The organism is Sphingomonas sp. URJC2 (genome assembly GCF_059803575.1).
Genome location: NZ_JAPFGX010000001.1, coordinates 1 through 14,732, shown reverse-complemented (window position 1 = coordinate 14,732; position 14,732 = coordinate 1). Strand labels below are relative to the sequence as shown.

At 66.2% G+C, this 14,732-nt stretch carries 13 protein-coding genes; 3 read left to right on the top strand and 10 right to left on the bottom strand.

Annotated features, from left to right (window positions below; all coding sequences use genetic code 11):
* Positions 1–27: 27 nt before the first annotated feature.
* Positions 28–699, top strand: coding sequence for a response regulator (locus OPU66_RS00065; RefSeq protein WP_498551560.1), 672 nt, complete (start codon positions 28–30; stop codon positions 697–699).
* Positions 696–1,703, top strand: coding sequence for a sensor histidine kinase (locus OPU66_RS00060; protein ID WP_498551559.1), 1,008 nt, complete (start codon positions 696–698; stop codon positions 1,701–1,703). Before OPU66_RS00065 ends, OPU66_RS00060 begins: the two co-directional genes overlap by 4 nt.
* 177 nt (positions 1,704–1,880) lie before the next feature.
* On the opposite strand, the gene OPU66_RS00055 is transcribed toward OPU66_RS00060, so the two are convergent.
* From OPU66_RS00055 to OPU66_RS00045, 3 genes are read right to left on the bottom strand one after another with little or no spacing between them, the layout of a single operon-like run.
* Positions 1,881–2,831 carry a fumarylacetoacetate hydrolase family protein gene (locus OPU66_RS00055; protein WP_498551558.1) on the bottom strand — a complete coding sequence of 317 codons (951 nt, stop codon included), beginning with the start codon at positions 2,829–2,831 and terminating at the stop codon, positions 1,881–1,883.
* A gap of 10 nt (positions 2,832–2,841) precedes the next feature.
* Complete coding sequence (locus OPU66_RS00050; protein WP_498551557.1) at positions 2,842–5,448, bottom strand: bifunctional 3-(3-hydroxy-phenyl)propionate/3-hydroxycinnamic acid hydroxylase; 2,607 nt, start codon at positions 5,446–5,448, stop codon at positions 2,842–2,844.
* 4 nt (positions 5,449–5,452) lie between these two features.
* Positions 5,453–6,592 carry an MBL fold metallo-hydrolase gene (locus OPU66_RS00045; RefSeq protein ID WP_498551556.1) on the bottom strand — a complete coding sequence of 380 codons (1,140 nt, stop codon included), beginning with the start codon at positions 6,590–6,592 and terminating at the stop codon, positions 5,453–5,455.
* A 71-nt stretch (positions 6,593–6,663) separates the two neighbouring features.
* Here OPU66_RS00045 and OPU66_RS00040 point away from each other — a divergent pair, with 71 nt between their 5' ends.
* Positions 6,664–7,317, top strand: a complete 654-nt coding sequence (locus OPU66_RS00040) for a TetR/AcrR family transcriptional regulator (RefSeq protein WP_498551555.1) — start codon at positions 6,664–6,666, stop codon at positions 7,315–7,317.
* 112 nt (positions 7,318–7,429) lie between these two features.
* On the opposite strand, the gene guaA is transcribed toward OPU66_RS00040, so the two are convergent.
* From guaA to OPU66_RS00005, 7 genes are all read right to left on the bottom strand, one after another.
* Positions 7,430–8,989: a glutamine-hydrolyzing GMP synthase gene (guaA, locus tag OPU66_RS00035; protein ID WP_498551554.1), complete on the bottom strand. Its 1,560-nt coding sequence runs from the start codon at positions 8,987–8,989 to the stop codon at positions 7,430–7,432.
* Positions 8,990–9,056: 67 nt separating this feature from the next.
* Positions 9,057–9,605 carry a hypothetical protein gene (locus OPU66_RS00030; protein WP_498551553.1) on the bottom strand — a complete coding sequence of 183 codons (549 nt, stop codon included), beginning with the start codon at positions 9,603–9,605 and terminating at the stop codon, positions 9,057–9,059.
* A gap of 106 nt (positions 9,606–9,711) precedes the next feature.
* Complete coding sequence (locus OPU66_RS00025; RefSeq protein ID WP_498551552.1) at positions 9,712–11,802, bottom strand: prolyl oligopeptidase family serine peptidase; 2,091 nt, start codon at positions 11,800–11,802, stop codon at positions 9,712–9,714.
* Positions 11,803–11,859: 57 nt separating this feature from the next.
* Positions 11,860–12,159 (bottom strand): ribbon-helix-helix domain-containing protein, encoded by a 300-nt coding sequence (locus tag OPU66_RS00020; RefSeq protein WP_498551551.1) that lies wholly within the window; start codon positions 12,157–12,159, stop codon positions 11,860–11,862.
* Positions 12,137–12,859, bottom strand: coding sequence for an acetoacetyl-CoA reductase (gene phbB, locus OPU66_RS00015; RefSeq protein ID WP_498551550.1), 723 nt, complete (start codon positions 12,857–12,859; stop codon positions 12,137–12,139). The genes OPU66_RS00020 and phbB overlap by 23 nt, the downstream gene beginning before the upstream one ends.
* Before the next feature lie 55 nt (positions 12,860–12,914).
* Positions 12,915–13,919, bottom strand: a complete 1,005-nt coding sequence (gene hemH / locus OPU66_RS00010; RefSeq protein WP_498551549.1) for a ferrochelatase — start codon at positions 13,917–13,919, stop codon at positions 12,915–12,917.
* On the bottom strand, positions 13,916–14,732 hold an 817-nt coding region (locus OPU66_RS00005), incomplete at its 5' end, for a molybdopterin cofactor-binding domain-containing protein (protein WP_498551548.1). The genes OPU66_RS00005 and hemH, both read right to left, overlap by 4 nt.

Genomic DNA, 14,732 nt, shown 5'->3' with positions numbered 1-14,732 from the left:
GGCCAGCCGGCTGCTATTCCGTAGGCCATGCACATCCTGCTGGTCGAAGACGAAACGGACCTGCGCGTGCTGGCCGCCAGCGGCCTGCAGCGGCGCGGATTCGTGGTCGATGCTGTCGCCACGCTGGCCGCAGCCCATGATTGTCTGGAAGTGGCACGCTTCGATGCCGCCATCGTCGATCGCCGCCTGCCCGATGGCGAAGGCCTTGGCCTGCTTTCGACGCTGGCGCGCTATGGCGTGCCAGCGCTGGTTGCGACCGCCTACGGCGACGTCGAGGATCGCATCGCCGGGCTTGACGCTGGCGCTGATGATTATGTCGTGAAGCCCTATGATCTGGATGAACTGGCAGCCCGCCTGCGCGCCCTGCTACGCCGCCCCGGCCAACGTCAACCGCCCGTTCTGACCCGCGGCGCCCTGCGGCTCGAAACCGGCTCAGGGCAGGCCTGGCTGTCTGATGAGCCGCTTGATCTGGGCCGCCGTGAATTCGCGCTCCTCCGCTTGCTGCTGGAAGCGATGCCCAGCGTCGTTATCCGCGATGTCGTGCAGGACAGGCTCTACACCCTCGACGAAGCCGTCAGCCCCAATGCGCTGGAAGCCATCGTTTCACGGCTGCGCAAACGGTTGGCGCCCGGCGGATTCCTGATTGAGAACCGGCGCGGCATCGGTTGGCGAATGGTGATGGCGGGGGCAAGCGCGTGAGCTCGCTGCGCCGCCGTATCGGACTGTCAATCGGGGCCATCATCCTGGTGGCGGCTATCGTGACTCTGGGCTTTGTCGCCATCGAACTGAAAGAGATCGAGGCTGGCGACACGCTCGACCCCGCCCATGTCGAGTATGCCGAACTGCTGCTGGTTCTGCTGCCGTTCGCCGTGATCGCACCGCTGGCCGGGGTGCTGGTAGCGGGCTGGAGCCTGCGACCGCTGTCAAATACGGTCCAGCAATTGCAGCACATTGGGCCTGGCCAGCCTGACATGCGGCTTGATCCCGCCGGTCTGCCAGAAGAGGTCCGGCCCTTCGTGCTGGCAACCAACCAGGCGCTTGACCGGCTTGCCGACGCCTATCTGAACGAACGCCGTCTCGCCGCCGACGCCGCCCACGCGCTGCGCACGCCGTTGGCCACAGCCCGATTGCGCCTCGACCAGGCCAGCGCCGGCAGCCCGGTGGACATCGCGGGCCTGTCGGCAGACCTTGACCGGATGCAGCGTTCGATCAGCCAGCTGCTGGCCATGGCCCGGCTTGATGCCGTGCGCGCGGCCGGTGCCGACACGCAGGTGATCGATGCGGCCCGGCTGTGCCGGGAGATCGCGGCCGAGTTTCTGCCCCTGGCAGACCAGTTGGACCGCAACTTCGTGGTTGAAGCGGAGCCATCGGCAACGGTGCTGGCCCCCGATCTTGACGAGGCATTGCGCAATCTGGTGAGCAACGCCCTGCACCACGGGCGCGGAGCCATCACCATCGCCCTCACCACCAATGAGCAAAGCGTGACCATCAGCGTCGCCGACGAAGGCCCTGGCGTGCCCGAAGTTGACCGTGAACGGATGCGCGAACGATTTGCCAAAGGCGAAAAATCCAACGGCTCAGGGCTCGGGCTGGCGATAGCCGGCACTATTGTCGCACGCGCAGGAGGCACGCTTGTCTGGGACGAAAATGCGCGGTTCGTTATGCACCTGCGTCTCGCGACAGCAGCAGGCGGAAGCGATTAATCGACTTCAGGCTGTTGCAGCTTAAAGTCAGTCGATTCGAGGTGGAATCGCCGGCTTTTTAGGCTCGAGACTGCCAAGCATTTTTGGTTCTCGAAGGTGATGGATTTTGCCGCGTTTTGGCGAAATGAGGCTGTTGGGCACTTGAGCGATTTCCCTGCACGGAACTCAAGACAACCATCACGCAGCCCTGACGCGATTCTGTTGCCGACCGAGATCGATGCTCCCATCGCCGGTGCGGATACTGGAGGTGATCAGCTGCCCATCGCGCAGATAATGTGGCTTCTTGAGCTGGCCCTTCATGAACATCGCGAAGCGCTTCGCCGGAGACAGGAAGCCAGCGATGGCCTGGACCAGCGGCGGCGGCGGATGCAGAGCAACCCCGCCCGGCGTACCGGTGGCGATGAGGTCACCGGGGGAAAGATCCATGATGCGGGTCAGTTCTGCCAGCGTCTCGGCCGGCTTGAAGATCATGTCGCCGGCCAGGCTGCGCTGCCGTTCCTCGCCGTCCACGGCCAGTATCAGTTCCAGTTCGCGCCAACGCGCCAGTTCGGCCGGCGTGGGGAGCACCAGAAACGGGCCTACGGGGCCGAACGTGCGATAGCTTTTCGATTTATGGAACTGCATGTGGCTGATCTGCACGTCCCGCGCCGTCACGTCGTTGACGATGACGAGTCCGCCGATCCAGTCGGCAAGATTGGCCTCGCTGATCATTTGCGGCCGGTCCCAGCCGCGCTTCAGCACCAGACCAAGTTCGATCTCATAATCCAGCAGCTTCACGTGGGAAGGGCGGATGATGTCGGCATCGGCCGGCACGATGCAGGAAGACGCCTTGGTGAAGATGACGTTGTTGACGATCGCCGCCGGATCACCGCCCACTTCCTTCACATGGCTGGCATAGTTGGTGGCCTGGCACACGAACCGCGCGTCCTGCGTGACCGGGCTCAAAACGCGATCGGCCGTGACCAGTTCGCCGGTTGCCATCGCCGCCGCGGCATCGTCTGGCCCGCCCTGTTCGAAGAAGGCGCGGGTGGTGAGATAGTTGCCAGACAGGCGACGCAGGCCCTTGGGACCGTCCACGGCCCAGAGAATCTGGCCGGCAGCTTCGATGCGGGCAACATTCAACGGCATGACAGGTTCCTCAATTCATCCAGGAGCGCGACGGCGCGCTGATTGCGCCCAGCAGGCGGCGCAGGCGGGCGACATCCAGTTCCGGGCTGGCGCGGATGTTTCGGATGGCAGTGGCGATCAGGGCGGGCGTGATTTTCGGCTTCTCAAAATCGGCTGGCACTGGTGGACCCCACTGGTAGAGGCTGCTCGACGTCAGTCGGCTATAGCCGGTGGGCAAGTCGGCGCTCAGCAGGTCGCCATCGGCATAATGCTCCAGCTTGTCGCCGTGCGGATCGCGCCAGTAATCAAAGATCTGGCTGCCAAGCACATGACGACCCAGGCCCCAGGCATGGCGCCAGCCCTTCGACAGCAGCCATTCCTGGCCCAACGCCACGTCGTCCAGATCAATCACTTCAAACGCGGCATGGCTGAAACCGTTGGCAACATTCTGCGCTACCACCACCGTGTGGTGATCGGCGGGATCATCACCGCGGTCACAGCGCATAAAAGCCAGCGCGGCATCATCGGCGGAAAGGCACTGCACGTCAGATGGGATCAATCCGAACGTCTCTATGTACCAACGCGCGGTGGCGAAGAAGTTGACCGCGCCCAACACGCAATGTCCGGCGCGCAGCACGGTGGCTGGTTGCAAGGGCGCGCGGGCGAAATCGTTGACGCGCTCCAGCCGCTGCGGCGTGTTGGCGGGGGTTGCGCTGCGCACCGGGTCTTCCCCGATAGTCGCTTGCCCGGCAACCGCCCACACTTGGAACCCGGCCGGATCGGTGAGGCGTACGTGGCGGCCACCGCCGGGCAGGTCGAGCGGTTCGATGGCTGAAGCACCGGGCAGTCGGGCAAGCGCTTCCAGATCTGCCTCACTGCGCACGCGCAACGCCAGGCCGATGAAGCCCGGCTTTTTTGTCTGCACCGTAACGTGGGCTGGGCCGGGGCCGCGGGCGGCCCGCATCACCAGCCGGTCAGGCCGGCGCTCGACGCGTTTCAGACCGAAATCGACGAGGAAACGCTCCATTATGTCAAGGTCGGGCCGGCCGAACATCACAAAGGCAAGGTCCTGCGCCTTTGCCACCGGATTCTCGGCGCGGGCCAAGCGGGGATCGGCGGCGGGGGTGATCATGGTCGGGGCTCCGGCATTCAGGGCGAGGGCGCCGCGAAGCCAACCCAGGCGCGGCGTGGCGGCATCGTCGCTGAGGACATCGGCGATGAAGCGATCGGGGCGCACGATGGCGATGCGGCGCTGCCCCACCTGCTTGGCCAGTGCCGCATGATCGGCCATCACCAGCTGCGCGCCAAGTTGTTCCAGCAGCGCAAGATCATCGCGGTGCAGGCCGGTGGCGGGATCAACGCCCACGCCAACTGCTGCCCAGCCGGGGCCAGTGATTTCGTCCAGCAACTGCTCACCGATGCGTGGCTGCACCAGCATGCGGCCGGCCGCGCGCGCCGAGGAACAGACGGCACCATCAGCAAGGCGCGGGCGCGGGAGCATCCCGCCCCTGTCGACATGATCGACATGGCCCGGCACGAGCTGCATCGCCGCCATCGACAGATCGCGCATGGTGGCGCGCCAGCGAGCGGTGGGCATGATGGTGCCGCCCAATTTTATGGCAAAGTCCGTCATCGCCTTCACATGTGGGCGGCGTTCGGTCTCATAACTGTCGAGCAGCGCGTCGTCCGCAATGCCGCGCCGGACGAGATCCAGCTTCCAGGCCAGATTCTGCGCATCGCGCAGACCGCCGTTCAGGCCCTGCCCGGCAAAGGGCGGGTTCACGTGCGCGGCATCGCCGGCCAGCAGCACGCGCCGGTGGCGAAAGCGATCGGCATAGCGGGCGTGGAAGGTGTAGACGGCGGCCCGTTCGATGATCGAGCGGTCGTTCGGCGCATAGCCGGCGATCAGGCGGCGCACCGTCTCCTCGCGCTCAAGCTCGGCGCTGGTCTCGCCCGGCATTTGCAGAAATTCCCAGCGCCGCCGCCCGCGCGACACCGGCAGTGTCAGTGCCGGACGGGCGGGATCGCAGAAGAACTGCATCTCGCGCACGCCGTAACCTTCATCGATGCAATCGACGACCAGCCATTTTTCCGCAAACGTATCGCCCCCGAACCCGATGCCGGCGGCATCGCGCACGAAACTCTGCCCGCCGTCGCAGCCGATCAGATAGTCCGCCTCGGCAAGGTGGCGCTCGCTATCCGCTGTCGTGTAGGCCACCCGCACGCCGCCCACATCCTGGCTCAGGCCAGTAACGGCGGCACCCATGCGCAGTTCGACATGAGGAATCCGTGCCAGCCCATCGCGCAGCACGGCTTCCAATTCGGGCTGGTAAAAGCTGCCCAACTGGCTGTGCCCATAGGGCTGTTCGGGCCGCGACATGCGCATCAATTCGCGGCCATTGCCGTTGAAATAGACCACCGGCACGTCGCGTTCGAGCGTCGGCTCCAACGGTTCGAGCAAACCGATTTTCTGGAACAGGCGCAGAGTCTCGGCGTCATAGGCGATGGCGCGCGGCACGGTGAACGGCTCGGTACGGCGTTCCAGCACCAGAATGCGCGCGCCCGACAGACCCAGCAGATTGGCAAGCATCAGCCCAACCGGGCCGGCACCGACGATGATGGCAAAGGGCCGGCTCATGCGCTCACCCTTCCAGCTGGTCGAAGCGGACGGCACTGCCATCCAGCGGAATGGTGATGAGCATGCCATCCCGCCCCACGGTGACGCCGCTGCTCCGCACATCCGATACGCCGCGCAGCCAGGGGGTTTTCAACAGGCCGAACACCAGCGGCGGCGCCACATGGGTGTAGACCAGTTCGCGCACGCCGGCCTGGTTGGCCAGCCGCGCCGCCTCCACCGGGTTGATGTGGTATCGGCTGGTGTCCTTCAGTACGCTGGCCAGAGTGGTCTGGCCGATAGCGGCGGCTTCGCTCGCCATGATGTCTTGCAGGTGATGAGCCTGCGCCTCGCTCACCAGCACGTCAGCGCCCTTGGCAGCGCGGGTGAGGCCGGGGTTGAACACCGTGTCGCCGGTGATGACCACCGACCGGCCCTTGTAGGTGAAGCGATAGGCAAAGGCCGGGGCCACCGGTCGATGGTCGGTCTCGATGGCGGTGACCGTCACGCCGCCTTGGTTGTACACCACCTGCGTGCGCCCGGATGGCACATCGCCGGGCTGCACGAAATCGGCCGGGTGGGCGATCATCACGGCCGCGTCCAGCGGCAGCAGTCCCTTTCCATGGCTGTGGTGGGCGTTGCGATACTGCCGGTCGAAGCCATAGGCGGCATTGAAGCCAGCCACCACCTCGGTCAGGCCAGCAGGGCCATAGACGTCCAATGGGCGGGTACGGCCCTGCGCCCAGCCCTGCATGTTGATCTCGCCCAGTTCGCCGATGTGATCGCTGTGGAAATGGGTTAGGAACACCGCTGCGACCTTGGGCGTCGGCACCCGCCACAGCGCGAGATTTTCGGAAGCTTCCGGCCCGATGTCGACAATGAACAGCCGCCCGCCAGCAACGACCAACGTGCATGCCTTGGCCGATTGCCTGAGTGGAAGTGGGCTGGAGGTGCCGCACAGCAACACGCGCATGGCATCGTCATCGGTGGGCAACTGGCTTGCGCGCGCCAGCTGACGGCGAGCTCCCGCGGCGAACACGCGGTCTTGGACGCCGGGCAGGAACTGGAATGCCAACAGCGCCGCCAGGGCCAATGCGCCCGTGGCCAGTGCCAGCCATGCTACCGCGCGTTTCATGCTCTGCTCCACATATTCTGACCAGTTGGTCAATAATTGACGGATTCTGACCATGTGGTCAAGATACCTTGACTTGGGGTGCCGGCACAGCCAGCGTACCGGCAATGGGCAAGGCAAAGACTTCGAAACCCGGCAGTGATGAAGGGCAGCGACGCATGCTGCTGGCGGCGCGTGGCGCCTTTGCGACGCACGGCTTCGAGGGCGCCAGCCTGCGCGCGATCAGCGCTCAAGCCGGTGTGCTGCACACCGCAATGCTCTATCACTTCCCGTCGAAGGACGCCTTGTGGCGGGCAGTCATGGCCGATCTGTTCGAGCATGCTGAGGCCCGGTTGGCCGCCGCTGCTGCCGAAGTGGCAGGCGAGGCATCGGACGTTGTGGCCAGGGCCACCGTGCGTGCATTCGTGCATTTCTGCGCCGAATTTCCGGAACTGCACCGGATCATGACCAATGAAGGCCGCAGCGAAACCGACCGCCTGGCCTGGCTGGTCGACAGTTACAGCCGCCGCCTGTTCTCCGCCGTCAAATCGATGGCGCCCGTGGCCAACCCGCTGCTGACCGATCCGATCCGGCTCTATTACGCCATCGTCGGTCTTTCCGCATCGGTGTTTACGCTGGCCCCGGAATATCGCCGCCTGTCGGGCCGCGATCCCTTCGCATCAGAAGAGGTGGCAGCGACAGCTGACCTTTTGGAGCGGCTGGTATTTGGCTGCATGGGTCCGGCGGCGCCAGGATGCCCCGCAGCCAGCAAAGGTGAATGACATCAGCAATCGTCAGCCCTTACTCGCTCGTTGCCAATGGCATCCACGGCCAAGAAATACTCTATTCCTTACGATACTCTACGCCAGACCCGCCCCCAGTATCCGTTTCCCGTCACTCCCACTCGATCGTGCCGGGCGGCTTGGAGGTGAAGTCGTAGACGACGCGGTTGATGCCCTGCACTTCGTTGACGATGCGGGTGGCCACGCGCGCGAGGAAGGCGGCGTCGAACGGATAGATGTCGGCGGTCATGCCGTCGACCGAGGTCACGGCGCGCAGCGCGCAGACATGTTCATAGGTGCGGTGGTCGCCCATCACGCCGACGGTGCGGACCGGCAGCAGCACGGCGAATGCCTGCCAGATCGCATCATACAGCCCGGCATTGCGGATTTCTTCCAGATAGATGGCGTCGGCCTTGCGCAGGATGTCGCACTTGTCCTTGCTGACCGCGCCCGGAATGCGGATCGCGAGGCCCGGCCCCGGAAAGGGATGGCGGCCGACAAACACGTCGGGCAGCCCCAGCTCGCGGCCGAGCGCGCGGACCTCGTCCTTGAACAGCTCGCGCAGCGGCTCGACCAGCTTCATGTTCATCCGCTCGGGCAGGCCGCCGACATTGTGGTGGCTCTTGATCGTGACCGACGGGCCGCCGGTGAAGCTGACGCTTTCGATCACATCCGGGTAGAGCGTGCCCTGGGCCAGGAAATCGGCCCCGCCGATCTTCTTTGCCTCATCCTCGAACACGTCGATAAAGGTCTTGCCGATGAACTTGCGCTTGGCCTCCGGGTCATCGAGCCCCGCAAGGCCCGACAGGAAGAGCGTCTCGGCGTTCACATGGACGAGCGGGATGTTGTAATGGCCGCGGAACAGGCTGACGACCTGATCGGCCTCGCCCTGGCGCATCAGGCCGTGATCGACGAACACGCAGGTCAGCTGGTCGCCGATCGCCTCATGGATCAGTACCGCCGCCACCGCCGAATCGACGCCGCCCGACAGGCCGCAAATCACCCGCCCCTCGCCCACCTTGGCGCGGATCTCGGCGATCTTGGTCTGGCGATATTCGGCCATCGTCCAGTCGCCCGCACAGCCGCAGATATGGCGGGCAAAGTTGGCGAGCAGCTTGTGGCCATCGGGCGTGTGCACCACCTCGGGGTGGAACATCATCGAATAGAAACGCCGCGCCTCGTCGGTCGCGATGGCATAGGGCGCGCCTTCGGAGCGGGCGACGACGCTGAACCCCTCGGGCAGCGCCTCCACCCGGTCGCCATGGCTCATCCACACCTGATGGCGTTCGCCTTCGGACCACAGGCCGTCGAACAGCGCGCTGCGCCCGACCACTTCGATAAAGGCACGGCCGAATTCGCGGTTTTCGGACGGCGCGACCTGCCCGCCCAGCTGGTGCGCCATCGTCTGCTGGCCATAGCAGATGGCGAGCATCGGCAGCCCGGCTTCGAAGAAATGCTGCGGCGCGCGCGGGCTGTCGTTCCACATCACCGACGACGGGCCGCCCGACAGGATGATCCCCTTGGGGGCCAGCCTCTCAAAGGCGGCGGCGGCGCTGTTGAACGGCGCGATTTCGCAATAGACGCCGGCCTCGCGCACGCGGCGCGCGATCAGCTGCGTCACCTGGCTGCCGAAATCGACGATGAGGATGGAGTCGTGAGGCTGGCTTTCCATGGCCGGCTGATAGGGGGACGAAGCCGGGGTGAAAAGCCCCCAAGGGCGGCCGCGCCGTCCCGCGCGATCAGCGCCGCGCGACGAAATCGCGCAGGGTGACGTCAACGACCTCGCCGCCCGCGATCATGCAGCGAAAGCTCATCTCGCGCCCGCGCGGCGCGCGCCAGCTGTCGCGCAGCTCGATCACGCCCTCAACGCCCCAATTGCTGCCTTCCCCCGCCCGCGCGCCATCGGTGACCGGCCAGACGCGGCTGATCTGCCGGACGCTCGCCAGCCGGGCAAGCGCATAGCCTTCATCCTCGGCGGCGAGCGCACAGGCCTCGGCGGCGTCATCCTCGGTCAGCACCGGCGGCGGCCCGCCGGCACCGCGGGGACCAGAATCGCGTGCGTCGGCACCCCGCGCCTCGGCATAGCCGTCGCGCGCACCACGGGCCGCTTCGCGCGCGGCGGCGCGCATCTCGTCGGCGGCGCGCTCGGCCTGCACGGCGGCCTCGCCGACCGCCCGGCCCAGTTCGCGCGACAGCCGTGGATCGACCGCCTGTGCGGTTGCCGGCGCGGCAATCCCCGCCGTCACGCCCAGGCCCGCCACGGCCAGCATCAGCACCCAGTTCTTCATCGCACCATCATCCCGGACAGCTGCCAGTCGGGAATGGATTAGGCGCAGGCGGCTGACCCGGCGATGAACCGGGCCGGGCGGCAACAGCCCCCGGCCCGGCCGTGCCTCAGCGGACGGTCAGCCCCGTCCAGCGGGCGATGAACGCCCATTGATCGGCGGTTTCGGCGATGATCTTGTCGGTCGGCTTGCCGGCGCCATGGCCGGCCCGCGTCTCGATGCGGATCAGATGCGGGCGCGGCCCGATCGCCGCTGCCTGCAGCGCCGACACATATTTGAAGCTGTGACCCGGCACGACGCGGTCGTCGGTGTCGGCGGTGGTGACGAGCACCGCCGGATAATCGGTGCCGCTGCGGACATTGTGATAGGGCGAATAGGTCAGCAGGTTGCGGAAATCCGCTTCCTTCGACGGATAGCCATAATCATCGACCCAGTAGCGCCCGGCGGTGAACCGGTCGAACCGCAGCATGTCCATCACCCCCACTGCCGGCAGTGCGGCGGCGAACAGGTCCGGGCGCTGGTTGGTGACCGCGCCGACCAGCAGCCCGCCATTGGACCCGCCCTGAATCGCCAGCTGGCCTTTGCCGGTCACGCCTTCGCGGATCAGGAACTCGCCGGCGGCGATGAAATCGTCGAACACATTCTGCTTGTTGAGCAGCCGGCCGGCGTCGTGCCACGCCTTGCCATATTCGCCGCCGCCACGCAGGTTGACGAGCGCGAACGCCCCGCCCTGTTCGATCCAGGCCAGCCGCCCGGCCGAAAAAGCCGGCGTGTTGCTGATGTTGAACCCGCCATAGCCATACATGAGCGTCGGGGCCGGCCCGGTCACATCCTTGCGGCGGACGATGAACATCGGCACCTGCGTGCCGTCCTTCGACGTAAAGAAGCGCTGCTCGACCTTGAAATCATCGGGCTTGAAGGTCAGGCGCGGCTGCGCCCAGACCTGCGCCATGTCCGACCGCGCATCATAGCGGAACACCGTCGTCGGCGTTGCAAAGCTGGTGAAGGCGAAGAAGGTTTCGGGATCATCAGCCTTGCCGCCAAAGCCGGCGGCGGTGCCGATGCCCGGCAGCGCGACCTTGCCGATCAGCGTGCCATCGGGGCGGTAGCGCCGCACCTCGGTCCTGGCATCGACCAGATAGGACGCGATCAGCACCCCGCCGATCACCGATGCGCCGCCCAGCGTCGCCTTGTCCTCGGGCACGATGTCGCGGGGCACCGGATTGGCCTCGGCAATGTCGAGCGCGACGATCTTCAGCCGCGGCGCGCCCTTGTTGGTCGTCCACAGGAACCGGCTGCCCTGATTGCCGACATAGTTCCAGCTATGCTCCAGCCCCTTGATCAGCGTGCGCGGCGCGGCATCGGGGCGCGACAGATCGACCAGCGTGATCTCGTAACGGTCATCGGTCCCCTCGGACGAGGTGATGATCAGCCATTTGCCGTCGTCGCTGACCTCGGCAATATGGTTGAGGCGCGGCCGGTCGGGCGTGCGATAGACCAGCCGGTCGTCGGACTGGGGCGTGCCCAGCCGGTGGAAATAGACCTGCTGATTCTCGTTCAGCGCCTGGAATTTGCCGCCGCTCGCCGGCTGCGGAAAGCGCGAATAGAAAAAGCCCGATCCGTCCTTCGCCCAGTCGAGATTGGAAAACTTCACCCATTCGACGCTGTCGGGCAGATCCTTGCCGGTTTCGACGTCGAGCACGCGCACGGTGCGCCAGTCGGTGCCGCCGTCCTGCACCGCATAGACCAGATAGCGGCCATCGTCCGACGGCCGCCATTCGGCCAGCGCGGTGGCCCCGTCCTTGGCCCAGCCATTGGGATCGATCAGCACCCGCGCCGGCCCGTCGAGTCGGTCGCGGACATTGAGCACCGCCTGATTCTGCAGCCCGTCATTGCGGGCATAGAAATAGCGCCCGCCACGCTTCACCGGCGGCGACACACGTTCATAGTTGAACAGCTCGGTCAGCCGCCGGGCAAAGGTCGCGCGCGCCGGCAGCGTCGCCAGATAGGCATCGGTGACCTTGTTCTGCGCGGTCACCCAGTCACGCACCCGCGCATCCTCGCGCACGTCATTTTCCAGCCAGCGATAGGGATCGGCGACCTTCACGCCGAATTTCTCCTCGACCAGCGGCTGCGCCTCCGTGCGGGGATAGGCGATCGGGGCGTCGGCCGGGGCGGCCTGAGCAGAAGAAATCGTCATGGGGGCTGTCATCACCGAGGCAAGGAGGAAATGGGTCAGAACACGCATGATGGGGTCCTAGCTGGGCTGGGCGGGATTGATCTGGCCGGTCGCGTCGGGCGCGGCGGCCAGGGCCCGCTCAAAAAGCCAGACGCGGATCGCGCTGGCAAGATTGGGGGGATTGGCAGCGGCGATCCGCTGCGCGTCAATGCGCGCGACGAGCGCCGACAGCGGCAGGGCCGCCGCCGCCGCCGCCCCCTCGAGCGCGGTCCAGAAGACAGGCTCGAGGCTGATCGACGTCGGATGGCCGGCAATGGTGATCGATCGCTTGACCGGTCCGGCGACCATCGCCGGGTCAGTACATATGCTGGCCGCCATTGATCGACAGCGTCGATCCGGTGACGAAGCCCGCATCTTCGGAGCACAGAAAGGCGACGCCGCGCGCAATCTCATGCGCCTGACCCAGCCGCCCGACCGGGATCTTGGCGACGATCTTTTCCAGCACATCGGCCGGCACCGCAGCGACCATGTCGGTATCGATATAGCCGGGCGCGAGCGCATTGACCGTCACGCCCACCCGCGCGCCTTCCTGCGCCAGCGCCTTGGTAAAGCCGTGAATGCCCGATTTGGCGGCGGCATAGTTCACCTGACCATATTGGCCGCCCTGCCCGTTGATAGAGCCGATATTGACGATCCGGCCCCATTTACGGTCGCGCATGCCCGGAAACACCGCCTTCGCCATGTTGAAGCAGCCGCCCAGATTGATGCGGATCACCTCTTCCCACATCTCGAGCGTCATTTTCAGGATCGTGCCGTCGCGGGTGATGCCGGCATTGTTAACCAGCACATCGACCGGGCCGAGATCGGCGGCGACCTGCGCCACGCTGTCCTGACAGGCCTGATAGTCGCCAACGTCCCATTTATAGGCGCGGATGCCGGTGCGCTCGGTAAAGGCGCGGGCCTTTTCGTCGTTGCCGGCATAATTGGCGGCAACGGTCATGCCCTGATCCTTGAGCGCAAGGCTGATCGCCTCGCCAATGCCCCGCGTCCCGCCGGTTACGATCGCCACTCGCGCCATGTCGTCCCTCTCCCCGTTATCAAAGACTTGATTTGTGCAAGGCTTCTGGTCGGGATTAGGCGGCGCTCACCCAGCCTTCAAGTTCACGCGCAAGTAAAGTGCGCAGGAAATCCATGCCGACCGCGCTGTCGTTGAGGCAGGGCAGATAGGCGAAATGCGAGCCGCCCGCTTCCTCGAAACTCTCGCGGCCGCGGATCGCCAGTTCCTCCAGCGTCTCGATACAGTCGACCGAAAATCCGGGCGCGATCACCGCAACCCGGCGCACCCCCTGTTCGGGCAGCGCCTCCAGCACCTCGTCGGTCGCCGGCTCCAGCCATTTGGCGCGGCCGAAGCGCGACTGGAACGACACCCGCACCGGGCGGCCGAGCGCTTCCGACAGCAGTCGCGCGGTCTTCTGGCAATGGCAATGATAGGGATCGCCCAGCTCAAGCGTGCGCAGCGGCATCCCGTGAAAGCTGGTGACGATCGCCTCCGGCTCGAAATCGAGCTTTGCCAGCCCGTCGAGCAGCGACTGTTTGAGCGCGGCGATATAGAGCGGATCGTCGTAATAAGGCGGCAGGGTGCGGATCGCCGGCTGCCAGCGCAGCCGCGCGAGTGCGGCGAACGCCTTGTCGTTCGCGGTCGCCGTGGTCGCGCCGCAATATTGCGGATAGAGCGGCGCGAACAGAATGCGCTCGCAGCCCTGATCCTTGAGTGCGCGCAGCCGGTCCTCGATCGAAGGATTGCCGTAGCGCATCGCCCAGTCGACGATCACGTCCGGGCCGAACGCGCCCGCCAGCCCGTCCGCCTGCCGCTTCGTCAGCGCGGCGAGCGGCGACCCGTCGGGCGTCCAGACCAGCTGATAGGCCTCGGCCGATTTCTGCGGCCGGGTGTTGAGGATGAAGCCGCGCAGGATGATCTGCCAGATCACCGGCGGAATCTCGACGACGCGCCGGTCCGACAGGAACTCGGCCAGATAGCGGCGCACGGCCGGCACTGTCGGCGCGTCGGGCGTGCCGAGATTGATCAGCAGCACGCCCACGCGGCGGGGCGCGATCGGGGGATGGTCTGTCGGCCTCATGCACCTTCCGTTCGGATTGGAAGAGTCCGATAGCGACGTCCGGTCGCCGCGAACAGGGCGTTTGCAATCGCAGGCGCAACGGGCGGCACCGCCAGTTCGCTGATCCCGCCCGGTTCCTCGTCGCTGTCGAGGATTTCGATGCTGATTTCGGGCGTGTCGGCCAGCCGGGGCAGGTTGAGGTCGGCCAGCCGCTCTGCCGCCATGCGCCCGGCGGTGAACGACGCCGCCGCCCCCAGCGCCTGCGCCATGCCGAACAGCAGAGCGCCTTCGACCTGCTGGCGCGCGATATCGGGGTTGATGATCCGCCCGGCATCGACGACCGCACTCAGCCGGTCGACGCGCACGCGCCCGCCCTCGGCCCGCGCCTCGGCGATCACCGCGACATGGCTGCCAAATGCGCTGTGACAGGCCAGCCCCTGCCCGGTGCCGGCAGCGCCCCCCTGCCAGCCGGCAAGCGTCGCCGCCATCGCCAGGCAGCGGGCAAGGCGTGGCGACGGGCCGAGCATGGCGGTGCGAAAGATCGACGGGTCCATGCCGGCGGCGCGCGCCAGTTCGTCGATGAAGCTTTCGGTGAAGAAACAGCCATAGCCATGCGCCGCGCCGCGCACATAGCCGATCGGATAGGCGGCTGGCGCGGTGTGATGGCGGATCTCGACATGCGGGATCGCATAGGGCGGATCGCAGCCGGCAATGGCAAACCGGTCCGCGCCGCCCGCGACCAGCGCTGCCGCCGCGCCATGCCCGGCGAGCAGCGGTTCCGCCACCGCCCGGCCATAATCGGGGGCCGCCACCGCCGCGCGCCAGCCGGCGATG

Bases quoted from the DNA above. Each gene is read 5' to 3' on its own strand.
- OPU66_RS00020 (WP_498551551.1), bottom strand. From the start codon at position 12,159: ATGGCGGCCAGCATATGTACTGACCCGGCGATGGTCGCCGGACCGGTC.
- OPU66_RS00055 (WP_498551558.1), bottom strand. From the start codon at position 2,831: ATGCCGTTGAATGTTGCCCGCATCGAAGCTGCCGGCCAGATTCTCTGG.
- hemH (WP_498551549.1), bottom strand. From the start codon at position 13,919: ATGAGGCCGACAGACCATCCCCCGATCGCGCCCCGCCGCGTGGGCGTG.
- guaA (WP_498551554.1), bottom strand. From the start codon at position 8,989: ATGGAAAGCCAGCCTCACGACTCCATCCTCATCGTCGATTTCGGCAGC.
- OPU66_RS00040 (WP_498551555.1), top strand. From the start codon at position 6,664: ATGGGCAAGGCAAAGACTTCGAAACCCGGCAGTGATGAAGGGCAGCGA.
- phbB (WP_498551550.1), bottom strand. From the start codon at position 12,859: ATGGCGCGAGTGGCGATCGTAACCGGCGGGACGCGGGGCATTGGCGAG.
- OPU66_RS00050 (WP_498551557.1), bottom strand. From the start codon at position 5,448: ATGAGCCGGCCCTTTGCCATCATCGTCGGTGCCGGCCCGGTTGGGCTG.
- OPU66_RS00025 (WP_498551552.1), bottom strand. From the start codon at position 11,802: ATGACGATTTCTTCTGCTCAGGCCGCCCCGGCCGACGCCCCGATCGCC.
- OPU66_RS00030 (WP_498551553.1), bottom strand. From the start codon at position 9,605: ATGAAGAACTGGGTGCTGATGCTGGCCGTGGCGGGCCTGGGCGTGACG.
- OPU66_RS00065 (WP_498551560.1), top strand. From the start codon at position 28: ATGCACATCCTGCTGGTCGAAGACGAAACGGACCTGCGCGTGCTGGCC.